This window comes from Streptomonospora alba (genome assembly GCF_000826685.1).
GTDB lineage: Bacteria > Actinomycetota > Actinomycetes > Streptosporangiales > Streptosporangiaceae > Streptomonospora > Streptomonospora alba.
The window spans coordinates 44,255-66,450 of sequence record NZ_JROO01000036.1; the positions used below are offsets into that span (position 1 = coordinate 44,255).

Below are 22,196 nucleotides of genomic sequence, written 5' to 3' on the forward strand. Positions count from 1 at the left end.
CGCCCCAGGAGCGAAGCGCCGCTTCGGCGCGGGGCGCCGCGCAGTAGGCCGGCGCCCCCTCGAACACGCGCGAGCTAGGTACGCAAGCCGATGGTGGCGCTGGCGCGGCGCTGCTCGGTGGGCAGCCACGACAGCGGCACCAGGTCGGCCAGGAAGGCGTAGTCGCGGGCCAGCTTGCGCTCGCTCCCGCTCTGGCCGGCCGCGGTCTGGCCCCACCACGACGCGATGTCGGCCCAGCCCGGCGCGGACAGCGACCCGCCGGTGTGGCGCAGAGACAGCGCGGCCGACAGGTTGGCGAACCGCAACCGCTGCTCCAGCGGCCAGTTGGCCAGCGTCCCCACGACGAACGCGGCGCCGAACACGTCGCCGGCCCCCGTGGTGTCGATGGCCTCCAGCACCAGCCCTTCCACCTCGGCGCTCTCGCCGGTGCACTGGTCGACGGCCAGCGCACCGCGCGGCCCGTCGGTGACCACCGCCACCGGCACCCACTCGGCCAGTGCCGACAGCGCCGATGCCGGACTGCCGGTGCGGGTGTAGGACATCGCCTCGATGGCGTTGGGCATGAACACGTCGCAGTGCCGCAGCTGCTCCAGCACCGACCCGCTCCAGGTCTCGCTGTCGTCCCAGCCCACGTCGGCGAAGATCCGCGCCCCGTTGGCGGCCTGGTCCAGAGCCCACTGCGGCATGCCGTCGTTCATGCTCAGACTGACGAAGGCCGCGCGGGCCTGCGGCAGCGCACGGGCCATCTCGGCCTGGGGCGTGGGCGAGGGGTGCTCGTGCGTGACCATGCTGCGGTCGCCGCGGAAGGCCAGCGACACGGTGAAGGGCGAATGCCAGTCGGGAATGCGCCGCGACGCCGACAGGTCGACGCGCTCCTGCACGCTCAGCGTCTCCCAGGCGAAGTCGCCGTAGACGTCCTCGCCGAAGGCCGCCGCCACCGCCGTGCGCAGTCCCAGCCGCGACGCCGCGACGGCCGGGTTGGCCACACCGCCCGGGCACGAGCCCATACCCTCGGCTCCCACCTCGGTTCCGGCGGCGGGCGGAGCGGTCAGTCCGGTCAAGACGATGTCGAAGAAGACGGTCCCGCTGAGCGCCAGGTCGACGGCCGGGCTGTCCGGCTCGCGCTCGGAGGCCAGGACGTCGTGCGGCAGGCCGACGAGGGGCGCCGACTCCAGCCTGCCGTCGGCCGTCGGCACCTGCTTGCCCTTCCCGCTACCGCGCTTCTGCACGCCCATGGTCATCCTTGCGATCGCCCGCCCCCGTGAGGGCTCCTGCCCGAAGGTCCTGGACATGCAGGCTACGCAAGGCGGCCGCCGTAGGCACGCTTGATCTCGCGCACATTCGCCCGAGCCGGGGCCGACTACGGTGGAGCGGGCGAGCGTTCCGGGGAGAGGAGGCGCATACGTGCGACTGGCAATTCTCGGCGGCGGCGGGTTCCGCGTACCGCTGGTGCACCGCGCCCTGCTCGCCGAGTCCCTGCGCAGCGACGCCGTCGTCTCCGAGGTGGTGCTGTTCGACCCCGACGAGCACCGGCTGCGCGGCATCCGCGCCGTGCTCGACCGCCAGCGCGACGCCCACCGTGCCGCGCACGGGCGGCTGCAGCTGACCGTGCGCACCGCGGAAAGCCTGCCCGAGGCCCTGGACGGGGCGGGGACGGTCTTCTCGGCCATCCGGGTCGGCGCGATGCCGGGACGGGTCACCGACGAGCGCGTCGCGCTGTCAGCCGGGGTGCTCGGCCAGGAGACGGTCGGCGCCGGCGGCATCAGCTACGGCCTGCGCACCCTGCCCATCGCCCAGCGCGTCGCCCGCGCGGTCGCCGAGCACGCTCCCGAGGCCTGGGTCGTCAACTTCACCAACCCGGCGGGCCTGGTCACCGAGGCGATGTCGGAGGTGCTCGGCGACCGCGTGATCGGCATCTGCGACTCCCCCGTCGGCCTGACCCGCCGCGCGGCCCGCGCACTCGGCCTGGACCCGGCGGCGGTTCGTGCCGACTACGCCGGACTGAACCACCTGGGATGGCTGCGCGGCCTGTGGAGCGGCGGCCGCGACCGGCTGCCGGAGCTGCTGGCCGACGCCGAAGCGCTGGAGTCCTTCGAGGAGGGCCGCCTCTTCGGCGCCGAATGGGTGCGCGCCCTGGGCGCGCTGCCCAACGAATACCTGCATTACTACTACATGGCGCGCGAGGCGGCCGCCGCCTCCGCCGACACCGCCCGCGAGGGCCTGACGCGCGGCGAGGAGCTGGTGGAGCAGCAGCGCGGCTTCTACCGCGAAGCCTCCGCGCGGCCGGGCGAGGCGTTCGAGCTGTGGGACCGCGCGCGGCTGGCGCGCGAGCGCGGCTACATGGCCGACAACCGCCGTGCCGCCGGGGGCGTCGAGCGCGCCGGCGAAGACCTGGACGGCGGAGGCTACGAGGAGGTGGCGCTGGCGGTGATGCGGGCGCTGGCGCGCGACGAGCCGGCCCGGCTCATCGTGGACGTGCGCAACCGCGGCGCCCTGGCCGGGCTGGACGAGGACGCGGTGGTCGAGGTGCCCTGCCTCGTCGACGCCGGCGGCGCGCAGCCGCTGTCGGTCTCCCCGCTCGCGGGGCACCAGTCGGCGCTGGTGTTGGCGGTGAAGTCGGCGGAGCGCGACGTCATGGAGGCGGTCCGCACCGGCTCGCGCACCGCGGCTCTGCGGGCCTTCGGCACCCATCCGCTGGTGGACTCGGTGACCACCGCCCACACCCTCCTGGACCGCTACCTGGAGGCGTTCCCCGACCTGGGAGAAGTGCTGCCGAACGCGTGAGAGAACCAAGCGGGCCGACGGCGCTCCCCGGTTCCGCCGAGAAGCCGGCCGCTCGGCCGGCCGGGACGGCGTCTATCGCGTGGCTCCCCCCGTCGCGGGTGCTCAGGAGGGCGGGTGGAAAGCACGCGGTAGATGCGGCCGCCTCGCGGAGAAGCGGACGATCGGGCGCAGGAGGGCCGGAGGTCGCTCGGCCGTCCGCGCACCGCAACCGACCGAGGCCGCTCCCGACCTCGGCTGCCCTCAGTCGCCGGCGCTACGGCCGCTCCGCGTCGCGGATCTCCGCGACGATCTCCTCGGCCCGCTGCGGGCCGCAGCCGGTGGCGTCGCGGACCGCGCCGACGGCCTCGTTGCCGCGGCCTTCGGCGAGGAGGCCGCGGACGCGGGCCAGCGTGTCTCCCGGAAGCGCGGCCTCCGCTCGCTCCCGGCCGTCTTCGAGCAGGGTGTAGCCGCCGGCGGGCGGGTCGGCCGGGGCGGCGACCGCCGGAGCGGCCGCGCCCGGTTCCACGTCCTGGTCGCCGCGGCGCAGCTGCGCCGCCACCCAGGCGCCCGTGCCGAGCACGGCCAGTGCTCCCAGCAGCGCCAGCACCATCAGCAGCAGGCTCATACCCCGATGACTACCCAGCGCGCCGAAATTCTCACCGTCCGTGCGTATACGCGAAGGCGCGGAGGTGCACACCACGGCACAGTGAAAGGCCCGGGCCGACCGATGGGGTCGGACCGGGCCTGTCGAAGGGAGCCGCCTGCCGGAATCGAACCGGCGACCTATTCATTACGAGTGAATCGCTCTACCGACTGAGCTAAGGCGGCACAGCCCCGCCTGCGCGGAGCGATCACCAGTGTAGCGCCTTCACGCCGCCGATCGGTACGCGGAACCGACCCGCCGCGCCCGGCCGCCACCCGCCGCATCTCGGCCCGCTTCCTGTCACGAGCACACGGTGCCCTCCTCGGGAGGCTCCGCTCGCAGCAGATAGGCGTCGACGGCCTCGTCCACGCACTCGTTGCCGCGCCCGTAGGCGGTGTGGCCGTCGCCGTCACGGGTCAGCAGCACGCCCGACTCCAGCTCCGCGGCCATGTTCTCGGCCCATTCATACGGTGTGGCCGAGTCCCGGGTGGTGCCCACGACCAGGATGGGCGGCGCGCCGGGGGCGTCCAGCGGCTCGGGCTCGGCCACCGCCTGTTCAGGCCAGTAGGCGCAGGTCAGCCCGCCCCAGGTGAGAGCCGCCCCGAACAACGGAGCGTCCTCGTCGGCCCGCTCGGCCGCCTCGGCGAAGGCGTCGATGTCGCGCGGACTCCGCCGGTCGGAGCAGTTCACCGTGACCAGCGCGGAGGTGTAATTGGTGTACGCGTCGGCGTCGTCGCGGTTGTAGAGCTCTCCGCCCATCCGCAACAGCCGGGTTCCGTCTCCGTCGAAGGCCTCGCTCAGGGCGGTGCGCAGCTCGGGCCAGGAACTCTCGCTGTAGAGCGCCGAGTGGATCCCCAGCTCCAGCCAAGAGCGACCGGCCGTGCGCCCGTCGTCGAGTTCGCTGCGCAGCGGCTCGTGACCGGCTTCTTCGAGCAGGCCGGTCAGCCGCTCGACCGCGGCTTCGACCCCGTCCCCCCTATCGCCCAGCGGGCAGTCGGCCCGCTCCAGGCAGTCACCGATGAAGGACCGCAGCGCCCTCTCGGAGCCCTCGGCTTGGCGCATGCCCAGCTCCACGATGTCGGCCGAGGGGTCCATCGCGCCGTCGAGCACGAGCGCCCGGACCCGCTCGGGGAACGTGTCGGCGTAGTGCGCGCCGAGGTAGGTGCCGTAGGACTTGCCGAGGAAGCTGAGCCTGTCGTCGCCCAGCGCCGAGCGCAGCACGTCCATGTCGCGTGCGACCTCGTCGGTGCCCATGTGCATCATCAGCTCGCCGGAGTGCTCCCGGCAGCCCTCGACGAACCCCCGGTTGAGCCGGGCGAGTTCGTCGAGGCCCTCGTCGCCGACCTCGGCGGGGTCCGAGCCGCCGTCGCGGCCGGTGAAGTCGACGGCGATGAAGTCGTCCATCCCCGACCGCCGCAGGCAGGTGAGGGGCGAGCTGCGCTCCACGCCGCGCGGGTCGAAGCCCACGATGTCGAAGCGCTCGCGGACGGAGGCGCCGAACGTACGGGCCGCCGTCTCGGCGTACTCGAATCCCGATCCTCCGGGCCCGCCGGGATTGACCACAAGCGAGCCGACGGGGCGGCCTCCGGTGGCGGGTATCCGCTGCACCGCGATCTCCAGCCGCTCGCCTGCGGGCTCGTCGTAGTCGAGCGGGACCTCGACGGTGCCGCACTGGGCGCCGTCGTCGCCGCAGTCGCGCCAGTCGACCTGCTGGCCGTAGAACCGCGCAGGCGCGCCGCTGGGAGCGTCGGATGCGTCGGATGCGCCGGGCGGGGCCTCGTCGCCGCCCGAGCCGTGGCAGCCGGCGGCCGCGGCGGCAAGGGCGAGCGCCGCTGCCGCCGCGCGCAGCATGCGCCGCGCAGGAGGCCGGGATGGGCGCCCCCGGGGCGGGGTGGGGGATGCCTTCGTGGTGTCCACAGCGACACCCTAGCCGCGCGGTAATCCGCGGGCCCCGGCCGTCCGCAGCCCCGTGCGGCCAGGGCCGGCCGGTGGCGCTGCGCCGGCCCTCAGCCCTGGTAGAGCGCCGCGGTCATCGCCTCCATGGCGATCTGCGGGTGCACGTTGGCGGCGATGCGCTCGCGGCAGAGCATGATGGCGTCGATGCGGCGCAGGGTGGACTCCGGCGTGGACGAGCGCGCGACGCGCTGCAGATCGCCCTCGTGGCTCGCCGTGGACAGCTCCACCCGCGCACCGAGCTGCACGGCAAGCACGTCGCGGTAGAACGCCACAAGGTCCATCAGCGCGGTGTCGTAGGTGTCGCGCTTGATCCGGGTCGCCCGGCGCTTCTGCTGCTCGTCCAGGTCCTTGAGCGCGCCCGAGGCGCCGCGCACCGCCTTGGCCACGCCCTTGCCCGTGGACCCCTCGCCGAAGGCGGCCTTGAGGTCGGCGCGCTCGCGTTCGTCCAGGCCGGTCGTCGTGGCCTTGGCCTCGGCCTCGGCGAGCTCGTACAGCCGCGCCGCCGCTGCCACGCACGCACCCGTGCCGTCCAGCCGGGCCGGCATCCCCAGCACCTCCGAGCGCCGGTCCCGCGCCTCGGCGTCGGTGGCCAACTGCCGCGCGCGCTCGACGTTGCCCGCGGCTGCCCGGGCGGCCTCGGCCGCCTGGTCGGGGGTGACGCCCTCGCGCCGGACCAGCAGGTCGGCCACCGCCCGGGTGGGCGCCGCGCCCAGGGCGACCTGGCGGCAGCGCGAGCGGATGGTGACCAGCATGTCCTCGGCGGTGGGGGTGCACAGCAGCCACACCGTGCGCGGTGAGGGCTCCTCGACGGCCTTGAGCAGCGCGTTGGACGCGGCCTCGGTGGCGCGGTCGGCGTCCTCGAACAACACGATGCGGAAGCGGCCGCCGGTGGGCCGCGACGCCGCCTTCAGCACCAGCTCGCGGGTCTTGTCGACGCCGAAGCTCAGCCCACTGGGGCGTACGTAGAGGACGTCGGCGTGCGTGCCGGCGAGCACCTGGTGGCAGGCGTCGCACGAACCGCAGCCGCCCGAGCGGCACTGCAGCGCGGCGGCGAACGCGCGCGCCGCCGCGGCCCGCCCGGATCCGGGAGGGCCGGTGAACAGCCACGCGTGGGTCATTCCCTCGCCCGGCCCGCCGGCGAGCAGGTCGTCGGCGGCCCGCACCGCCGCACGCAGCCGCTCGACCGCGGCCTCCTGGCCCACCAGGTCGCCGAAGACGCCGGCCTGGTCGGGTTCCGTTCGTTCGCTCACCGCTGCGCCCCGCTGCCGCTCCATCGCCGATTCGGCCTGCCGGGGACGGCGGCGCCGCCCCGGTCCGGCTCCAGGATAGGCCGCTGCACCGACACTCGGCCGCCGCAAGCGCGCGGCTCGGCGGACGCGAACCGGCCGCCGGAGTCGCGGGGACTCCGGCGGCCGGTGTGCCGCGTTGCGTGGGGCACTATTCCTTGATCGTGGGCATCATGCCGGTGATCGCCTCGGCGTCCTTCGGCACAGGGTCGGGAAGCAGCGGGCGCAGGCGCCGCTGGATCTCGCGGGTGAGCTCCTCGGCGGGCTCACGCGCGTCGATGACGAGGTAGCGGGACGGGTCGCGCTCCGCCAGCTCGCGGAAGCTCTGGCGCACGCGCGTGTGGAACTCCTCCGACTCGGCCTCCATGCGGTCGGTGGTGCCGCCGAGCCGCGAGAGCCCCTGGTCGGGCGGGATGTCCAGGAGCACGGTCAGGTGCGGGACCAGCTCCTCGGTCGCCCATTCGTTGACGCGCTCGATGTCGTCGCGGACCAGTTCGCGGCCGGCCCCCTGGTAGGCCAGAGTCGAGTCGACGTAGCGGTCGCTGATGACGATCGCGCCGCGGCGCAACGCCGGCAGGATCACCGACGAGACGTGCTCGGCGCGGTCGGCCGCATACAGCAGCGCCTCGGCACGCGCCGACATCTCGGTGTCCTCGCGGTCCAGCAGCAGCGCCCGCAGCCGCATTCCCAGCTTGGTCGAACCGGGCTCGCGGGTGGTCACCACCTCGAAGCCCTCGTCGCGCAGCCACACCGACAGGCGCCCGGCCTGCGTGGACTTGCCGGCGCCCTCGCCGCCTTCCAGGACGATGAAGGTGCCCGGCAGGCGCCGCTCCTCCTGCTGGACGTCGGTGGTGGGCAGCGGCACGCCGCGCAGTGCGGCCAGCAGCTCCCTCGAAAGCGCCACCTCGCCGCCGCGGTCGACCCGGCGGTAGGTGATCAGCGAGGCCGGCAGCACCAGCACGCCCGCGATGAGCAGCACCGCACCGGTGCCGAGGAAGCCGTAGCTGAGGTCGCCGTAGCCGAGCGTGTAGTCGCCGATGACCGCGGCGAGCAGGGGCGCGGCCACCACCGCGACGAGCAGCTCGGCGCGGGCCACGGCGTTGAGATAGCCCAGGGTGCGGGTGCGGATGTCCTCTTCCAGCTCCTGGTGGATCAGGGTGATGCCGGTGATCCAGGCGGCGCCGGCGGCACAGCCGGCCAACGTGACCAGCACGGCGGCCATGACCATGTTCGGGATCAGGCCCGCGGCCAGCAGCGCGACGGCGGCCGCGGCCATGCTCACCGCGAACAGCCGCGGGCGGCTGAGGTTGTGCAGGATGCGCGGACCGGCGAGCATGCCCAGCCCCATGCCCGCGAACACGGCGGCGAAGAGCACACCGAACCCGGCGTTGCCCGCTCCCAGGCTCGCCACATGCAGCCGGGCGACGCCTGCCACAGCGGCCACGGCGGGGAACACGCTGACCATGCCGGCCAGCAGCCCGCGCACCAGCGGGGTCGTGCCGGCGAACCGGCCGCCCTGCCACAGCGTGCGCAGGAGGTTCTCCGGCCGGTAGCGCTCTTCGGCAGGCTGCGCGGGCTCCGGGCGCTGCGCCGAGGGCTGGGCGGAGGCGGCTTCGGTGCCCTGCGGTGCCGGCGCGAACTGCTCGGTGCGCTCGTTGTCCGACGACCGTGCACCCGTGGCCAGCGGTGCGGTGCGCTCGTTTCCGGCGGCCGCATCGTCGGCGGCTTCGGTCGTCTGCAGTTGAGCGGTGGCCTCGTTGTCCGACGACTGCGCGCCTGTGGCCAGCGGGGTGGTGCGCTCGTTCTCGGCGGCCGCGCCCGGCACCGCGGCCGGGCCCGCCGGTGCCGCCGTCGGCGGGGTCTCCGCCGCGGACCGGCGCGGCTTGGGCAGCGCCCAGGCGGTCAGCGCCGCTGCCAGGTACGCCACCGCGGCGGCGTACAGGGCCGCGTCGGTCTGGGGGGTCAGGAAGGCATCCGCTCGCTCGCCGCCTCCGGGCAGCAGGGCGCCCACCAGCCAGCTCAACGACGCCAGCACGGCGAAGACCGCGCCGGCAACCGGGGCTGTCCCGTAAGAGGTCAGCACTCCCAGCCGGGTGGCCTGGTCCAGTCGGCGCTTGGGCACCAGCCCGGTGAGAGCGGCGTCCTTGGCCGGGCCCCACGCCAGCGCCGCGATCTCGGCGAGGAAGCCGGCGATGAGCAGCCAGTCCAGGCGCCCGGCGAGAGGAACGGAGAGGTAGAGAAGGGCGCGCACGGCGTCGGCGACGACCATGGTCAGCCGCCGGTCGAACCGGTCGGCCAGCAGGCCGGCCAGTGGGCTCAGCAGCACCGGGGGTGCGAGCTTGACCGCGGCGGCTCCCGCGACCGCATAGGCCCGGGTCATCGGATCCGCGTCGGCGGTCAGCGCGGCGGCCAGGGCGAGGAGTGTGAGCAAGCCGAGCCAGTCGCCGAGGCTGGACAGCGACAGCGCGGCCCACAGGCGGCGGAACGGCTTGCTGGACAGGACGCCGCGCGCCTCGCCCGGCGCTCCTAGGGGGGCAGATCTGCTCATAGCGATAAAGGTATCGACTGTTCTGATGCTGGGAAGTGGGCTTGTGCCCCGATCGGGCCGGGGACGGCGGCGACCGGCTCATGCTGCGGGCGCAGTCGCCAGCCTAGTGCGAGACAGGGAGAAGGCGTTAGCTCGCTCGGCAGTGCGGGGTCCAAATCCCCGCGCCTCGCGCCGCGCGGCGTGCAGAGAGCGTTCGCGGCACTGTAACGCCGGGCGCATGCGGACGCCACCCCCTGCGGCGCGCCGCACGCGGGCGCGTACACCGGTGGGAAGGCCGGATGCGGGCGCCGACCTGGAGGGGTGCGGCGCGAGGGGCGCGCGTGACGTTTCGGTCACACCGCGCGTCCGCTCACACTCCGGGCGCTGCGCCGCCGAGGGCCGCCGAGCCGTGCCGGGCCGGGATCAGCCCTGCGAGGCCCCGCCCTTGGGAGTCCCGTCCTTGGTGCCGGAGCCGGCGGTGGCGGTCGTGCCCTTCTTGCCTGCCGTGCCCTTCTTGGCGCCCGTCTTCTTCGTGCCCGTCGACTTGGAGGACGAGGACGCCGAAGAGTCGGTTGAGGACTTCGCCGACTTGGTCGACTTGGTCGACTTGCTGGAGGAGGAGTCGGCCGAGGACGACTTGCCCGTGGACTTCTTGGCCGGCGCCTTGGCTCGCCGCTCGGCCAGCAGCTCGCCGGCCCGCGCGTCGGTGATCGCCTCCACCTCGTCGCCCTTGCGCAGCGAGGCGTTGGTCTCCCCGTCGGTCACATACGGGCCGAAGCGGCCGTCCTTGACCACCATCGGCTTGCCCGTCTCGGGGTCGTTGCCCAGCTCGCGCAGCGGGGCCGCGGCCGCGGCGCGGCGGCCGCGCTGCTTGGGCTGGGCGAACAGTTCCCTGGCCTGCTCGACGGTGATCGTGAAGATCTGCTCCTCGGTCTCCAGCGAGCGGCTGTCGGTGCCCTTGCGCAGGTAAGGACCGAAGCGGCCGTTCTGCGCGGTGACCTGATCACCGTCGATCTCGCCCACCACCCGCGGCAGCGACAGCAGCTTGAGCGCGTCTTCGAGGGTGATCGTGTCCAGAGACATCGACTTCAGCAGCGACGCGGTGCGCGGCTTGGGCGCGTTCTTGGACTTCGACTTGGACTTGCCGCCGCTGGAGGACGCCTCGGACTCGGACTCCTCCAGCACCTCGGTGACGTAGGGGCCGAACCGTCCGTTGCGCGCGACGATCCGGCGCCCGGTCTCGGGGTCGTCGCCCAGCTCGCGGTCGCCGCTGGGCTGGGCGAACAGCTCCTCGGCCTTCTCCGGGGTCAGCTCGTCCGGGGCCAGTTCCTCGGGGATGTTCACACGCTGGCTGTCACGCTCCATGTAGGGGCCGTAGCGCCCTACGCGGATCATGATGTCGGTGCCCAGCAGCGGGAAGGAGCTGACCTCCTTGGGGTCGATCTCGCTGAGCTGGTCGCCCACGAGCTCCTTGAGCCCCGGCTCGTCGTCGCCGCCGTAGTAGAACCGGCGCAGCCACGGCACGCTCTCGGCCTCGCCGCGGGCGATGCCGTCGAGCATGTCCTCCATGCGGGCGGTGAAGTCGTAGTCGACCAGGTTGCCGAAGTGCCGCTCCAGCAGCTGCACCACCGCGAAGGCCAGGAAGGACGGCACCAGCGCCGAACCCTTCCGGAACACGTAGCCGCGGTCGAGGATGGTTCCGATGATCGAGGCGTAGGTGGAGGGCCGCCCGATTCCGCGGTCCTCCAGCTCCTTGACCAGGCTGGCCTCGGTGTAGCGCGCCGGCGGGCGGGTGCTGTGGCCCTCGGCCTCGACCTCCTCGGCCTTGAGCGGGTCGTCCTCCTCGAGCGGCGGCAGGCGGCGCTCGCGGTCGTCGAGCTCGGCGTCGGGATCGTCGGATCCCTCGACATAGGCCTTGAGGAACCCGTGGAAGGTGATGACCTTGCCGGTGCCGGTGAACTCGGCCACCTCGCCGGCGGTGGAGGTGCCGGTCACCTTGACGGTCACCGACTCGCCGACCGCGTCCTTCATCTGGGAGGCGACCGTGCGCTTCCAGATCAGCTCGTAGAGGCGGAACTCCGCACCGCTCAGCCCGGTCTCGGCGGGGGTGCGGAAGGTGTCGCCGGCCGGGCGGACGGCCTCGTGGGCCTCCTGGGCGTTCTTCACCTTGCTGGAGTAGGCGCGCGGCTTGTCCGGCAGGTAGTCGGTGCCGTAGAGGCGGGTGGCCTGGTCGCGGGCCGCGGCGATCGCGTTCTCCGACAGCGTGGTGCTGTCGGTGCGCATGTAGGTGATGAACCCGTTCTCGTACAGCCGCTGGGCCACCTGCATGGTCTGCTTGGAGGACAGCCCCAGCTTGCGCGACGCCTCCTGCTGCAGCGTGGTGGTGCGGAAGGGAGCGTAGGGCGAGCGCTTGTAGGGCTTGCGCTCCACCGAGCGCACCGCGAAGTCGCTGCCCGCCAGCCGCTGCACCAGGCCGCGCGCCGCCTCCTCGTCCAGGTGCAGCGCGCCCGAGGACGAGCGCAGCTCGCCCGAGGAGGTGAAATCGCGGCCCACCGCCACCCGGGCGCCGTCCACACTGGCCAGGGCCGCGGTGAAGTTCGTCGGCTCGCCGTCGGAGCCGCGGCCCACCGCGTCGAAGACCGCCTTGAGACCCCAGTAGTCGGCCGATACGAAGGAGATCCGCTCGCGCTCCCGCTCGACGACCAGCCGCGTGGCCACCGACTGCACCCGCCCCGCCGAGAGCTTGGGCACCATGACCTTCTTCCACAGCACGGGAGAGACCTCGTAGCCGTAGAGGCGGTCGAGGACGCGCCGGGTCTCCTGGGCGTCGACCAGCCGGAGGTTCAGGTCGCGGGTGTTCTCGGCGGCGTGGCGGATGGCGTCCTTGGTGATCTCGTTGAACACCATGCGGCGTACGGGGATCCGGGGCTTCAGCTCCTCGAGCAGGTGCCAGGCGATCGCCTCGCCCTCCCGGTCCTCATCTGTGGCGAGGTAGAGTTCGTCGGCCTCGGCGATCAGCTCTTTGAGTCGCTTGACCTGCGGCTTCTTATCCGGAGTGACGACGTAGAGGGGCTTGAAGTCGTGCTCGACGTCCACCCCGAGCCTCGCCCACGACTCGCCCTTGTAGCGCGCCGGGACATCGGCGGCCTTGGTGGGCAGGTCGCGGATGTGGCCGACGCTGGACTCCACGACGTATCCGCGGCCGAGATAGCCGGCGATGGTCTTGGCCTTGACGGACGACTCGACGACGACCAGCCGGGTGGTGCCGTTCTGCTGGCCAGTGTCCGTGGAGCCGTTCTCGCCGGCGCTGCCCTTCTTGGGTGGCACGCTTTTCCCCTACATCTCGCCTTGCGCTGTCTGTGCGACCGGTCAACGGGTTCGTGAGCCATCGGAATTCCCAGCCACTGACGGTAACCGACGGCGACGCGATCCCGCCCTCCCGAGACGGCGGGAACCGCCGACCCCCGCTTGCGGACGAGGCCGCGACCGGTGGGACCGGAGGTTCACGTGTACGAACGGTATGGCACGAACACCGCGGACGGTCGCAGAATGAGAGCGATGCTTGAGTACGAATACCGGGAGATCCGCTTCCCCCGCGGCACATCGCGCAGTGTCACACGCCAGGCGCTGACCGAGCAGGCCGAGTATGGAAAGTGGGAACTCGCCCGGGTACGCCTGTTTCCCGACGGAAGCCGATACGTGACGCTACGCAGGAAGATCCTCCGACAGACGCCGCTGATGTGATTTCCACCACACTTGGGGCGCGCCTCCGGCCGCCGGAGCCGACGTGGCCGGATCCGGCCCGCCCGCATCCCTGACCACCGCCCCCGGTGACCCCGCGTGCCCGCCGTCCCTGCCGTGTGCGAAGTTGCGCACACACGAGCGGCGAGCCCTCTCGGAAGCTCCGAGAGGACCGCCGCCACGGCCGGTGGGCCCCCGCCTGTCCACCACGACATCCTTGCTTGCGGGAGACCGCACCGGCCGGGCGCCGGTCCGTCACGGAAGCCCCGGAAGGACTCGCCGCTACAGCGACACGGCCGCCGTCCCGACTCCCCCGCCGTCCACCACGACGTCCTTGCATTACGGGAGAGCACCACGCCGGCCGCGCGCCGGTCCATTCGTCACCGCGGCGCTCCGCCTCCCGGCCGGGCCGGGTGCGGGGCCGCGTCCGGGCTTACAGGCCCAGGTCGCCCACCTGGTCCTCGATCCCGCCGACAGCGCCGGACCCCTGCTCGGTCGCCTCGGCCAGGCCGCTCAGCTCCTCGGGGGCGGCCTCAGTGGGCGCGGGCACCTCGGACGGCACCTGCGACTCGATCGCCTCGGTCCCGGGCACCTCCGCGTTCAGCGGCAGCACGCCGGAGGGGTCGGGCAGCTCGTTGCGCAGCGGCAGCTCCTCGGCGGCCCGGTCGGCGACCTCGGAGGTCTCCGGCAGGGTGCCGGCGGCCTGCGGCACGGTCTCGTCGGCGGTGTGGCGGACGTCGCCGCCCGCGCCCTCGATCACCGCGGCGCCGTCGCCGTGGGACGCGGCGCCGGCGGTGCCCAGCACCGCGCCGACCGCGTTGCCCGACACGTTGACCGGGACGTCGCCGTCGAGCACGGCCTGGTTGCCGCTCAGCAGCGCTCCGTTGCCCGAGGTCATGATGTCGTCGTCGCCCTTGTCGACGACGACGGCACCGGTGTCGTGGGAGGCGGCCCCCGCGACGCCTCCCACTGCTGCGATCGCGTTGCCCGAGGCGTTCACCGGAACGTCCAGGTCGCCCACCAGCTGGTTGCCGCTCAGCGCGGATCCGTTGCCCGAGGTCATGATGTCGTCGCCGCCGTCTCCGGCGCGCTGGTGCACCACCGGGCCCGCGTCGACCGCGTTCGGGCTGAGGTGGAGCGGGCGGCCCAGGTTCGCCCACTCCAGCAGGCCCCCGCCTTCCGCGGGAGCGGCCTGGTGGCGGTGGTAGCCGTCGGAGCCGTGGCCCTTGCCGTGGCCCTTGCCGTGGTGGCCGCCCTCGGCGACCAGGGCGCCGGTGTCGTTCGCGGCCGCGCCGGCGACTCCGGCGACCGCGCCGACCGCGTTGCCCGAGGCGTTCACCGGAACGTCCAGGTCGGCGACGATCTGGTTGGCGCTGGCCAGGGCCCCGTTGCCGCTGGAGCTGACGGTGTCGCCCCGGTGGTGGTGGCCGCCGTCGCCCTCGACGACCGCCGATCCGCTGCCGTGGGACGCGGCGCCGGCGGTGCCCAGCACCGCGCCGACCGCGTTGCCCGACACGTTGACCGGGACGTCGCCGTCGAGCACGGCCTGGTTGCCGCTCAGCAGCGAACCGTTGCCCGAGGTGTGCGGCCCGCTGCCGCCGCTGTCGACGACGGCCGCGCCGTCGCCGTGCGAGGCGGCGCCCGCGACGCCCAGCACCCCGCCGACCGCGTTGCCCGACACGTTGACCGGGACGTCCAGGTTGCCCACCAGCTGGTTCCCGCTCAGCGCGGAGCCGTTCCCGGTGGTGGTGGGGTGGCTGTCGGCGAAGGTGACGCCGGCGCCCAGGGCCACGAAGCCGGCTGTGAGCACCGCCGTCTTTGCGGATGTGCGAACCCACGTACGCATGTGGGAGTCCTTTCGAAACGTTTGTGCAGCTGAGTGAGATGGATGCGGGGCCGCGGCGCTCTCGCCCCTGGCGGGGGCGCTCGCAGGCGCGGCCGGAGGCGCTCCGCCGCTGCGCACCTGGGGGGTACGGGCTGCGCGGAGCGCGAGGAACGCTCCCGCCCGGCGCCGGGATCGGCGTCCGGCGGGCGGCGAGCCCCTGGGCAGCTCCCCTCCGGCTGAGGAGAGGCTGACGTGAGTCCCGCGGCGTGGCCGCGACGCGGGGCTCGCGTCAGCCCCCCGGTCGTGGCGACCGGGGAGCCGAACGGATCAGGAGTGGTCGGCCTTGCGGCGGACGAGGGCCAGCAGGCCCAGGCCGGCGAGCACCGCGCCTCCGGCGGCCGCCAGCAGCGGCAGCAGCCCTGCGCCGGTGACCGGAAGGTCGCCTCCGCCGTCGCTCACCGGGGGCTTGGGGGTGGTGTCGTCAGCGGGAGGCGTGGTCTCGTCGTCCGGCGGGGTCGTCTCGTACCCGGGCGGGGTGGTCTCGTCGTCCGGCGGCGTGGTCTCGTCGTCCGGCGGGGTCGTCTCGTACCCGGGCGGGGTGGTCTCGTCGTCCGGCGGGGTCGTCTTGTCGTCGGGCGGCGTGGTCTCGTCGTCGGGCGGGGTCTGCTTGCTTTCTCCCTCGCAGTCGGCACCCGCGTTGCCGAGCACGCCGACGGCGTTGCCGCAGGCGTTCACCGGAGCGTCGGCGTCGGCATCGACCTGGTTGCCGCCGCCGATGGAGCCGTTTCCGCTCGTCGTGGTGTCCCCCTCGGACTCCGAGACCGAAGCGCCGCTGCCGGAGGAGCCGGAGTCTCCGGTGGAGGCCCCGCTTCCCTCGCACTTGGCGCCGGCGGTGCCGAGCACGGCGACGGCGTTGCCGCACAGGTTCACCGGGACGTCGGCGTCGGCACCGACCTGGTTGCCGCCGAGAACGGAACCGTTCCCGCTGGTCGTGGTGTCGGCGTAGGCGATCGGGGCGGCGGAGAAGAATCCGGCCGCGACGATCGCGGCGAACACCGTGGTGGTTTTCCTGGACATAAGGCGATCCCTTGTGACGAGTCGTACTGATGGACGGTGGTGCTCGCGCGGCGGTATACGGCAGACGTGTGACCGCGGAGCGAAGGCGAGCGGAGCGGGCGCGCGCCGGCTTCGGCGATGCGCGTGAAGGCGCGCAGCGGTCAGGCGTGCGCGGACGGCACGCCCGGACGGCGCGTACTAGTCAGGCGAGAAGGACGGGTCGTCTGCGGTGTAGCGGACGACCACGGCCGGATCCTCGGGCAGGGCGACCCTCTGGGCGACGAGCCGCAGCGCGTTGGCGCGGTTCGTCTCAAAGCCCGTGGGCGCGGCGGGGATCGGCGAGGACGACACCGTTCCGGTGGAATCGGAGGTGTCGTTCAGAGCGGATCCGGTCAGCGGCTCCGGAACGTCGGTGGAGCCGGCGGACTGGCCGGACCCGGTGGAAGCCGGGCCGGTGACGGCAGCGGCGGCCATGGCCTGGGCCTCGGGCCGCTGCACCGGGTCGGCGGAGGCGGTCGCGGACTCGTCGACGGACTCGCCGGCCGACTCGCTCTGCCGGGAGTCGGCCTCGTCGGCACCGCCGGTCTCGTCGGCCGCGCCGACGGCCTGCGGCGGCGCGAGCGTCGCCGCGACCTCGTCGAGCCCGGTCTGCGGGCCCTGGTCGACGGTCTGCTCCAGTTGCTCCTGGAGACGGCCGGCCTCGCCGCCGAGTCCGTCGGAGACGGTCCCGGCGAGTTCGGAGTCGTTCAGGGACCTATCGGCGAAACCGCCGACCTCGCGGCCGGCGCGCACAGTGCCGGTCACGACCTTTCCGGTGCCCTGCGCAGTGGTCTCCACCACCTCGCGGGTACCGGATTCGGCCGCGTCGGCGGCGCCGGCGACCCCGTCGGACTCGGCCACCGACGTGAGCACCGGGGTCTCGTGGGAGCCGGCGGAACGGCCGCGCTCCTCGAGATCGGCCACGGCGTCGGCGGCCGCGGACGCGCCGTCCGCGCCGGACCCGGCTTCGCCGGGTGCCGGGCCGGTGGCGGCGCCGGCCTCGGAGGCGACCTCGGCGACGGGCTCCAGGCCCGCGCCGGGAAGCTCGTCGGCGCCGGCGGCCGCTGTACCCAGGAACCACCCGGCGGCGGCCAAGCCCGTCAGCACGCCCGCCCTGCCCAGGACGCGGGCCATGGAGCGGCAGCTCGCGAGCGCGGGGCGACCCCGCCGCATGCGACCTGCGAGCACCATGGACAACCTTCGCCCTTTCGACGAGCACGGTTACGGGTGTGGCGCGACGGACCACGTGAAGCATCCGCAAAGCCGCAGCCTTGCGAACTGAAAGTCACCGTAGCATCACCGAGAGCAATGTGAAGGAGCAAAGCCGGGAACCGGCCGAGGTTTTTTCCTGGGCCGGTTTTCGCAGGCCACAAAGCGGGCAAAGGCCGCGCCACAGCACCGGCGGGGTGCCGCAGCGGGGCGTTCGGCGGGCGGGCTTGCTGCGGCGGTCGGCAGCGGCCCGCCCGCGCTGACCGGCGCGCCGGTCAGCTCAAGTCGATGAACCTGTCGAGGACCCGGACACCGAACTGGAGCCCGTCGATCGGCACACGCTCGTCCACGCCGTGGAACATGCCCGAGAAGTTCATCTCCGCGGGCAGCCGCAGCGGCGCGAAGCCGTAGTTGCGGATGCCCAGCGACTGGAAGCTCTTGGCGTCGGTACCACCGGAGAGGCAGTAGGGGACGGCCTTGGCTCCCGGGTCCTCGGCCAGCAGCGACTCCGACATCGCGGTGACGATCCCGCCCTCGAACCCGGTCTCGACGGAGGGCAGGTGGTGGATGAACTCGCGGCTGACCTTGGGGCCCAGCAGGCGGTCGATCTCGGCGAAGTACTCGTCCTCCAGGCCCGGCAGGAAGCGCCCGTCGACCTCGGCGGTGGCCGTGCCGGGGATGACGTTGGCCTTGTAGCCGCCGTCGAGCACGGTGGGGTTGACGGTGTGGCGCAGCGTGGCGCCGATCATGCTGGCCACCGAGCCCAGGCGGGCGACGGTGGACTCCACGTCGTTCTCGTCGAACTCGATGCCGAACTCGGCGCAGACCTCCTCCATGAAGGTGCGCACGGTCTTGGTCAGCCGGAGGGGGAACCGGTGCCGGCCCAGGCGCGCGACGGCGTCGGCGAGCTCGGTCACGGCGTTGTCCTCGTTGGTCATCGACCCGTGCCCGGCGGTACCCCGCGCCTTCAGGCGCATCCACGCGATGCCCTTCTCCGCGGTCTCGACCAGGTACAGCCGCCGGTTCTCGCCCACGGTGACGCTGAACCCGCCGACCTCGCTGATCGCCTCGGTGCAGTCGGCGAAGAGCCCGGGGTGCTGGTCGACGAGGAAACGGGCGCCCCAGGTGCCGCCGGCCTCCTCGTCGGCGAGGAAGGCCAGCACGATGTCGCGCGGCGGCCGCCGCCCTTCGCGCATGCGCCGGCGCAGCACGGACAGGATCATGGCGTCCATGTCCTTCATGTCGATCGCGCCGCGCCCCCAGACGCACCCGTCGGCGATCTCCCCGCCGAAGGGGTCGTGCGTCCAGTCGGCGGCGTCGGCGGGCACGACGTCCAGGTGCCCGTGCAGCAGCAGCGGCGCCCGCCCGGGATCCGCCCCGGGCACGCGCGCCACGACACTGCTGCGCCCCGGATGCGACTCGTAGATCGTCGGTTCGATCCCGACGTCGTCCAGCTTCCCGGCGACGTACTCCGCCGCCGCCCGCTCCCCGGGACCCGAGTGGTCACCGTAGTTGGACGTATCGATGGCGATGAGCTCCCGGCACAGATCGACGACCTCGCGCTCGGCTGAGCTCACCCCGTCACCAGCATCCACCATGACGCCGACCGCCTCCCCTTCACCACAGACTCCGACCCGACCCTTCCATGCTCCCCCCGGAGCCCAAAACGATGTCCGAGCGGCCCCAGACCTTTGCTATGGTTGGTTCCGCCAGCGCACGAAGTGCAGGGCAGTCACGTCCGGGTGGCGGAATAGGTAGACGCGCTAGCTTGAGGTGCTAGTGCCCGCATAGGGCATGGGGGTTCAAGTCCCCCCTCGGACACTTTCGAATCTCCTATGAGATTGGGGCTGAGGACCACGTCAGCCTGAACGGTCTCCTCACCGGGGTTGTAGGTCGCCCTTAAGCCGAGCTGCTTGTACAGCTCGGCTTTGTCATTGGAGTCGGCCCCGTCCAGGACCCGGACGATGTCGCCCAATTCATGCACCATCTGGGTGATGGTCGCCTCGTCCAAGCGATCGCTGGGGGCTTGCAGGCGCTTCAGCTTGGCCTGGGCGGCTTGGCGCTGGTTCTCGGCCTCAGTGATCCACTCGATCACGGCTGAGGCCGCCGCGCCCCCGTCCAGGGCATCGCGGTACTGGCGAAGCCGGCGCTCGCACTCCTCGATCTCCATACGGATCCGCTGCTCCTGGACTGCGTATTCGTCGTGTCCTTGATTGGCCGCCATGGCGGCGATGGTCTCGTCGATGCGGTCGGGGGCGAACTCCCGCGCCAGCCAGGCGTCGAGCTGCGGCACCACGAGGTCTTCGCGCAGGTAGACGTTGCGCGGGTGCTCGATCTTGTTGGCCAGCGCGTACTCCTGGGGGAACCGGCACCGGTAATAAGGAGCGTTGTTGGTCCACTGGCCCTGCATCCGCCGGTCGCAGACCCCGCAAAACAGCAGAGTGCGCAGCACGTAGGGGTAGCGGCGCCGGTGCGGCTTGTGGGAGGTCGGCCCGGTCCCGCGCGCGGCCAGGATCTGCTGGACCTGGTCGAAGGCTTCCTGAGGGATCAAGGACTCATGCATGATCCGCTCCGACCACACCCACTCGTCCTTGTCGTTCCAGCGCTGTTTGGTGGTGTGGCCGAGCTGCACGTCGTGGACGTCGATGAGTTCTTCGTCCTTGCGCTGCTTGGCCCAGACCTGGCGGCCGGTGTAGCGCGGGTTGGTCAGGATCACCCGGATGGCGCCCTTGGCCCAGGCGACGCCGGAGCGGTGCCGGTTGCGCTTGCGGTCGTAAGCCGAGGGCGAGGGGATGCCCTCACGGGTCAAGTGCTCGGCGAGCTGCCCGATGCTCCACCCATTGAGGAAGTGAGCGAAGATGAGCCGCACCACCCACTCGGTCTGCGGGTCGGGCACCAGACGGTGCATCCGCTTGCCGTCGGAGGCCTTGGCGGGGTTGGGGTGCGGGCCGACGTCCTCCAGCATGTATCCGTACGGCGGGCGCCCGCCCAGCCAGCGCCCCTCCATCTGGGCTTGGGAGGTCATGGCGGCGCGCACCCGGGTCTTGATGCGGGTGCGCTCTCCCTTGGAGATCCCGCCGTACATCGACATGATCAGTTCGTGGGCCTCGTTCGCGGGGTCGATCGCCCCGCCGATCTCGGGCACCCAGAGCTGGACGCTGTAGTGCTCGAACATAGGGAACGTCATCGCGAACTGGTTGCCGTAGAACGCGCGCTGCGGCTCGCCGACCACCACCGCATCGAATCCGCGGTTGGGGTTGGCCAGCAGGTCCAGCAGCCGACTGGCCTGCGGGCGCCGCTGCGGCGGCACCGAGCGGGAGCGGTCGATGTCGAAGAACTCCTCGACGATGTGCCCACCGTGGTTCTGGATCAGGGCGGTAGCGCGCGAGCGCTGCCACTGCCGTGAGGATTCCGGGTCCTGCTGGTCCTCGGTGGAAACTCGTCCGAGGAAAGCAAAGTCTGTTGGTTCGGAGCCGGGCTTTCGGATCGGGTTGCCGACCGGCCTGTGGGTCATCGGTCACCTGCTTCCTCGTCTGATCGAGGGGCATGCTCATCGGCTGCGAATCGCTGTGCGTACGCCCTGCGAATGATCCGCAGCAGCGCTCGGGCCGCTTGAGGAGTGAGGACGGGCGCGTCCTCGGGAAGCACCACCCGGACCTGCTGGGGGTTATCCGACGCTTCGCGGCTTTCGTGCCCGCCAGGATAGGCGTCCGCACCACCGTCGACACCATGTTTTAGCTGGTCAGAAGCATTTTCTTCCCGTCGAGTCACAGCGGCATCACCTCGGGGCAAGCGCCGGTGCGGCAACGGTAGGCATTGCCGGATACGCCGCGTCGGTCACTCCCGTAAGGGCGTGCCGACTCCGATCGCGCCACAGTGGCGAAACGGCGGCGAACACCCGACGAAGAAACCGCTGGCTGGTTGCCGAGCGACACCGGGCGGCAATGCCGCCCGGCACACGGGCGCCGGGAGCAACTGATTCGCGGCAACGACATGGAGGAGACGAACAGCAGGCGGGGGATCATGGCGCCTCCCATCGGATACGGGCCGAACCTTGAGCGCGGGGCCGGCGGGGCGGGTGCCAGTCCTCGCGCGGTGGCAATGCCGCCGCCGGCGTCCAGTTGGCGGCGCGCAGGGAGGTGCCGGGCTCCTCGGCGCGGGTGTAGGTGATCAGGCGCTCATAGGCCAGGGCCCGGGCTGCGCGCCGGCAGGCGGCATAGAGCATCGAACAGGCGTTGGGCGTGCCGTCGGTGGCCAGGCGGGTGACCTCCAGGGTGCGGCCGTCGTCGAGCCCGCGCGCCACGGGGCGCCCGACGACGGCGACCGCGATCAGGACACCGGCCTGGTCTGCGGCGCCGATGCTGAACTTGTGGCCGCGCGGTGGCGGCAGGTGGCGGTGGAAGACCTCGATGAAGGCCTTGGCTTCGGCCAGGCTGACCGGAATCAGGTGCAGGCTCACCGGTCACCTCCGTCGTTGCCGGTGTCCTCCTCGTCGCTGCCGCGGCAACTCCAGGGCGAGCACCCGTCGGGCTCGGGGCCGGTGTCGATGCCGAGGTCGACCTGGTCCAAGGGGATGCGGTCGCGGTGGAGGTAGGCCGTTCCGTGCAGTGGCATGCCGTGCGCGGTGGCGCCCGGAGGGCCGTGGCGGATGGCGGCGTCGAAGGCGACGGCGTCCTCGAAGGAGGCCGGATCGGTGGCTCGCATCTCGGCCCAGGACTCGTTGGAGCGGAACGGGCAGCCCACGCAGGCGGACTTGGGGGTATCGCCGAGGCCGTGGAGGGTGAGGAACGCGGCGCAGTCGCGGCGACTCCAGCCGATGTCCAGCAGCGGGAAGACGTTGCGCAGATAGCCGACGTCGGCGTCTTTGGCGCGGTGGACCTCGTCGACGCTGATGCCGATGGCCTGCTCGGCATGGACCCCCGCGGGGACACGTGCCGGATGCGGATAGCCGAGTAGGCGGCGGGTCTCGCGCTTGAGCGGGCGGACCTTGTACTCGCTGGTGCACTGGCGCCGCCCCATCCGGCGCTCGCCGTGGGGGCCGTGGAGGAACAACGGCATGCTGGCGAATCGGTGCCGGGGGTCGAGGGCGTCGGCGCGGATGTTGCCGGCGGCAACCCGCAGCAGGGGGATCCCGGCATCGGCGGCAACGGC

14 protein-coding genes, 2 tRNA genes and 1 pseudogene are annotated in these 22,196 nt (G+C 72.6%); 3 read left to right on the forward strand and 14 right to left on the reverse strand.

Going from position 1 to position 22,196, the window contains the following annotated elements; translation table 11 throughout:
• Positions 1-74: 74 nt before the first annotated feature.
• The gene (locus LP52_RS18600; protein WP_052810018.1) at positions 75-1,235 is read right to left on the reverse strand and encodes a carbohydrate kinase family protein; all 1,161 of its coding nucleotides are present in this window, start codon (positions 1,233-1,235) and stop codon (positions 75-77) included.
• A 169-nt stretch (positions 1,236-1,404) separates the two neighbouring features.
• Between LP52_RS18600 and LP52_RS18605 the strand changes: the two genes are divergently transcribed.
• Positions 1,405-2,784: a family 4 glycosyl hydrolase gene (locus LP52_RS18605; RefSeq protein WP_040275374.1), complete on the forward strand. Its 1,380-nt coding sequence runs from the start codon at positions 1,405-1,407 to the stop codon at positions 2,782-2,784.
• Between the two features lie 253 nt (positions 2,785-3,037).
• Here the strand turns inward: LP52_RS18605 and LP52_RS18610 are convergent, their stop codons facing one another.
• The 6 genes from LP52_RS18610 to topA form a co-directional block, all read right to left on the reverse strand.
• Positions 3,038-3,388, reverse strand: a complete 351-nt coding sequence (locus LP52_RS18610; RefSeq protein WP_040275376.1) for a hypothetical protein — start codon at positions 3,386-3,388, stop codon at positions 3,038-3,040.
• A gap of 130 nt (positions 3,389-3,518) precedes the next feature.
• Positions 3,519-3,591: transfer RNA gene (locus tag LP52_RS18615), tRNA-Thr, on the reverse strand.
• A 115-nt stretch (positions 3,592-3,706) separates the two neighbouring features.
• A complete protein-coding gene (locus tag LP52_RS18620; RefSeq protein ID WP_040275377.1) occupies positions 3,707-5,257 on the reverse strand; it encodes an alpha/beta hydrolase in 1,551 nt (516 codons plus the stop codon).
• 155 nt (positions 5,258-5,412) lie between these two features.
• Positions 5,413-6,612 (reverse strand): DNA polymerase III subunit delta', encoded by a 1,200-nt coding sequence (locus LP52_RS18625; RefSeq protein ID WP_040275420.1) that lies wholly within the window; start codon positions 6,610-6,612, stop codon positions 5,413-5,415.
• A 187-nt stretch (positions 6,613-6,799) separates the two neighbouring features.
• On the reverse strand, positions 6,800-9,196 hold the full coding sequence (gene tmk / locus LP52_RS18630) for a dTMP kinase (protein WP_040275378.1): 2,397 nt from the start codon (positions 9,194-9,196) through the stop codon (positions 6,800-6,802).
• A gap of 402 nt (positions 9,197-9,598) precedes the next feature.
• A complete protein-coding gene (gene topA / locus LP52_RS18635) occupies positions 9,599-12,502 on the reverse strand; it encodes a type I DNA topoisomerase (protein ID WP_040275379.1) in 2,904 nt (967 codons plus the stop codon).
• Positions 12,503-12,733: 231 nt separating this feature from the next.
• Between topA and LP52_RS18640 the strand changes: the two genes are divergently transcribed.
• Positions 12,734-12,919 (forward strand): DUF5703 family protein, encoded by a 186-nt coding sequence (locus tag LP52_RS18640; RefSeq protein WP_040275380.1) that lies wholly within the window; start codon positions 12,734-12,736, stop codon positions 12,917-12,919.
• Positions 12,920-13,349: 430 nt separating this feature from the next.
• Here LP52_RS18640 and LP52_RS18645 read toward each other — a convergent pair whose 3' ends face one another.
• The 4 genes from LP52_RS18645 to LP52_RS18660 form a co-directional block, all read right to left on the reverse strand.
• Complete coding sequence (locus LP52_RS18645; RefSeq protein ID WP_040275381.1) at positions 13,350-14,762, reverse strand: hypothetical protein; 1,413 nt, start codon at positions 14,760-14,762, stop codon at positions 13,350-13,352.
• A 306-nt stretch (positions 14,763-15,068) separates the two neighbouring features.
• On the reverse strand, positions 15,069-15,818 hold the full coding sequence (locus tag LP52_RS18650) for a chaplin (protein ID WP_040275385.1): 750 nt from the start codon (positions 15,816-15,818) through the stop codon (positions 15,069-15,071).
• 177 nt (positions 15,819-15,995) lie between these two features.
• Positions 15,996-17,027 carry a hypothetical protein gene (locus LP52_RS18655; RefSeq protein ID WP_157036393.1) on the reverse strand — a complete coding sequence of 344 codons (1,032 nt, stop codon included), beginning with the start codon at positions 17,025-17,027 and terminating at the stop codon, positions 15,996-15,998.
• 293 nt (positions 17,028-17,320) lie between these two features.
• Positions 17,321-18,643: a M20/M25/M40 family metallo-hydrolase gene (locus LP52_RS18660; RefSeq protein WP_040275388.1), complete on the reverse strand. Its 1,323-nt coding sequence runs from the start codon at positions 18,641-18,643 to the stop codon at positions 17,321-17,323.
• 138 nt (positions 18,644-18,781) lie between these two features.
• On the opposite strand from LP52_RS18660, the gene LP52_RS18665 reads away from it, so the two are divergent.
• Positions 18,782-18,866: transfer RNA gene (locus LP52_RS18665), tRNA-Leu, on the forward strand.
• A gap of 541 nt (positions 18,867-19,407) precedes the next feature.
• On the opposite strand, the pseudogene LP52_RS29015 reads toward LP52_RS18665, so the two are convergent.
• From LP52_RS29015 to LP52_RS27820, 3 genes and pseudogenes are all read right to left on the reverse strand, one after another.
• Positions 19,408-20,559, reverse strand: a pseudogene (locus LP52_RS29015) (recombinase family protein); the annotation flags it as partial.
• Positions 20,560-21,066: 507 nt separating this feature from the next.
• Positions 21,067-21,504: an XF1762 family protein gene (locus LP52_RS18680; protein ID WP_040275394.1), complete on the reverse strand. Its 438-nt coding sequence runs from the start codon at positions 21,502-21,504 to the stop codon at positions 21,067-21,069.
• Positions 21,501-22,196 (reverse strand): hypothetical protein (locus LP52_RS27820; protein WP_040275395.1); only part of this gene is annotated, 696 nt, incomplete at its 5' end. The genes LP52_RS27820 and LP52_RS18680, both read right to left, overlap by 4 nt.

Bases quoted from the DNA above. Each gene is read 5' to 3' on its own strand.
- LP52_RS18600 (WP_052810018.1), bottom strand. From the start codon at position 1,235: ATGGGCGTGCAGAAGCGCGGTAGCGGGAAGGGCAAGCAGGTGCCGACG.
- LP52_RS18610 (WP_040275376.1), bottom strand. From the start codon at position 3,388: ATGAGCCTGCTGCTGATGGTGCTGGCGCTGCTGGGAGCACTGGCCGTG.
- LP52_RS18620 (WP_040275377.1), bottom strand. From the start codon at position 5,257: ATGCTGCGCGCGGCGGCAGCGGCGCTCGCCCTTGCCGCCGCGGCCGCC.
- tmk (WP_040275378.1), bottom strand. From the start codon at position 9,196: ATGAGCAGATCTGCCCCCCTAGGAGCGCCGGGCGAGGCGCGCGGCGTC.
- LP52_RS18640 (WP_040275380.1), top strand. From the start codon at position 12,734: ATGCTTGAGTACGAATACCGGGAGATCCGCTTCCCCCGCGGCACATCG.
- LP52_RS18645 (WP_040275381.1), bottom strand. From the start codon at position 14,762: ATGCGTACGTGGGTTCGCACATCCGCAAAGACGGCGGTGCTCACAGCC.
- LP52_RS18650 (WP_040275385.1), bottom strand. From the start codon at position 15,818: ATGTCCAGGAAAACCACCACGGTGTTCGCCGCGATCGTCGCGGCCGGA.
- LP52_RS18655 (WP_157036393.1), bottom strand. From the start codon at position 17,027: ATGGTGCTCGCAGGTCGCATGCGGCGGGGTCGCCCCGCGCTCGCGAGC.
- LP52_RS18660 (WP_040275388.1), bottom strand. From the start codon at position 18,643: ATGGTGGATGCTGGTGACGGGGTGAGCTCAGCCGAGCGCGAGGTCGTC.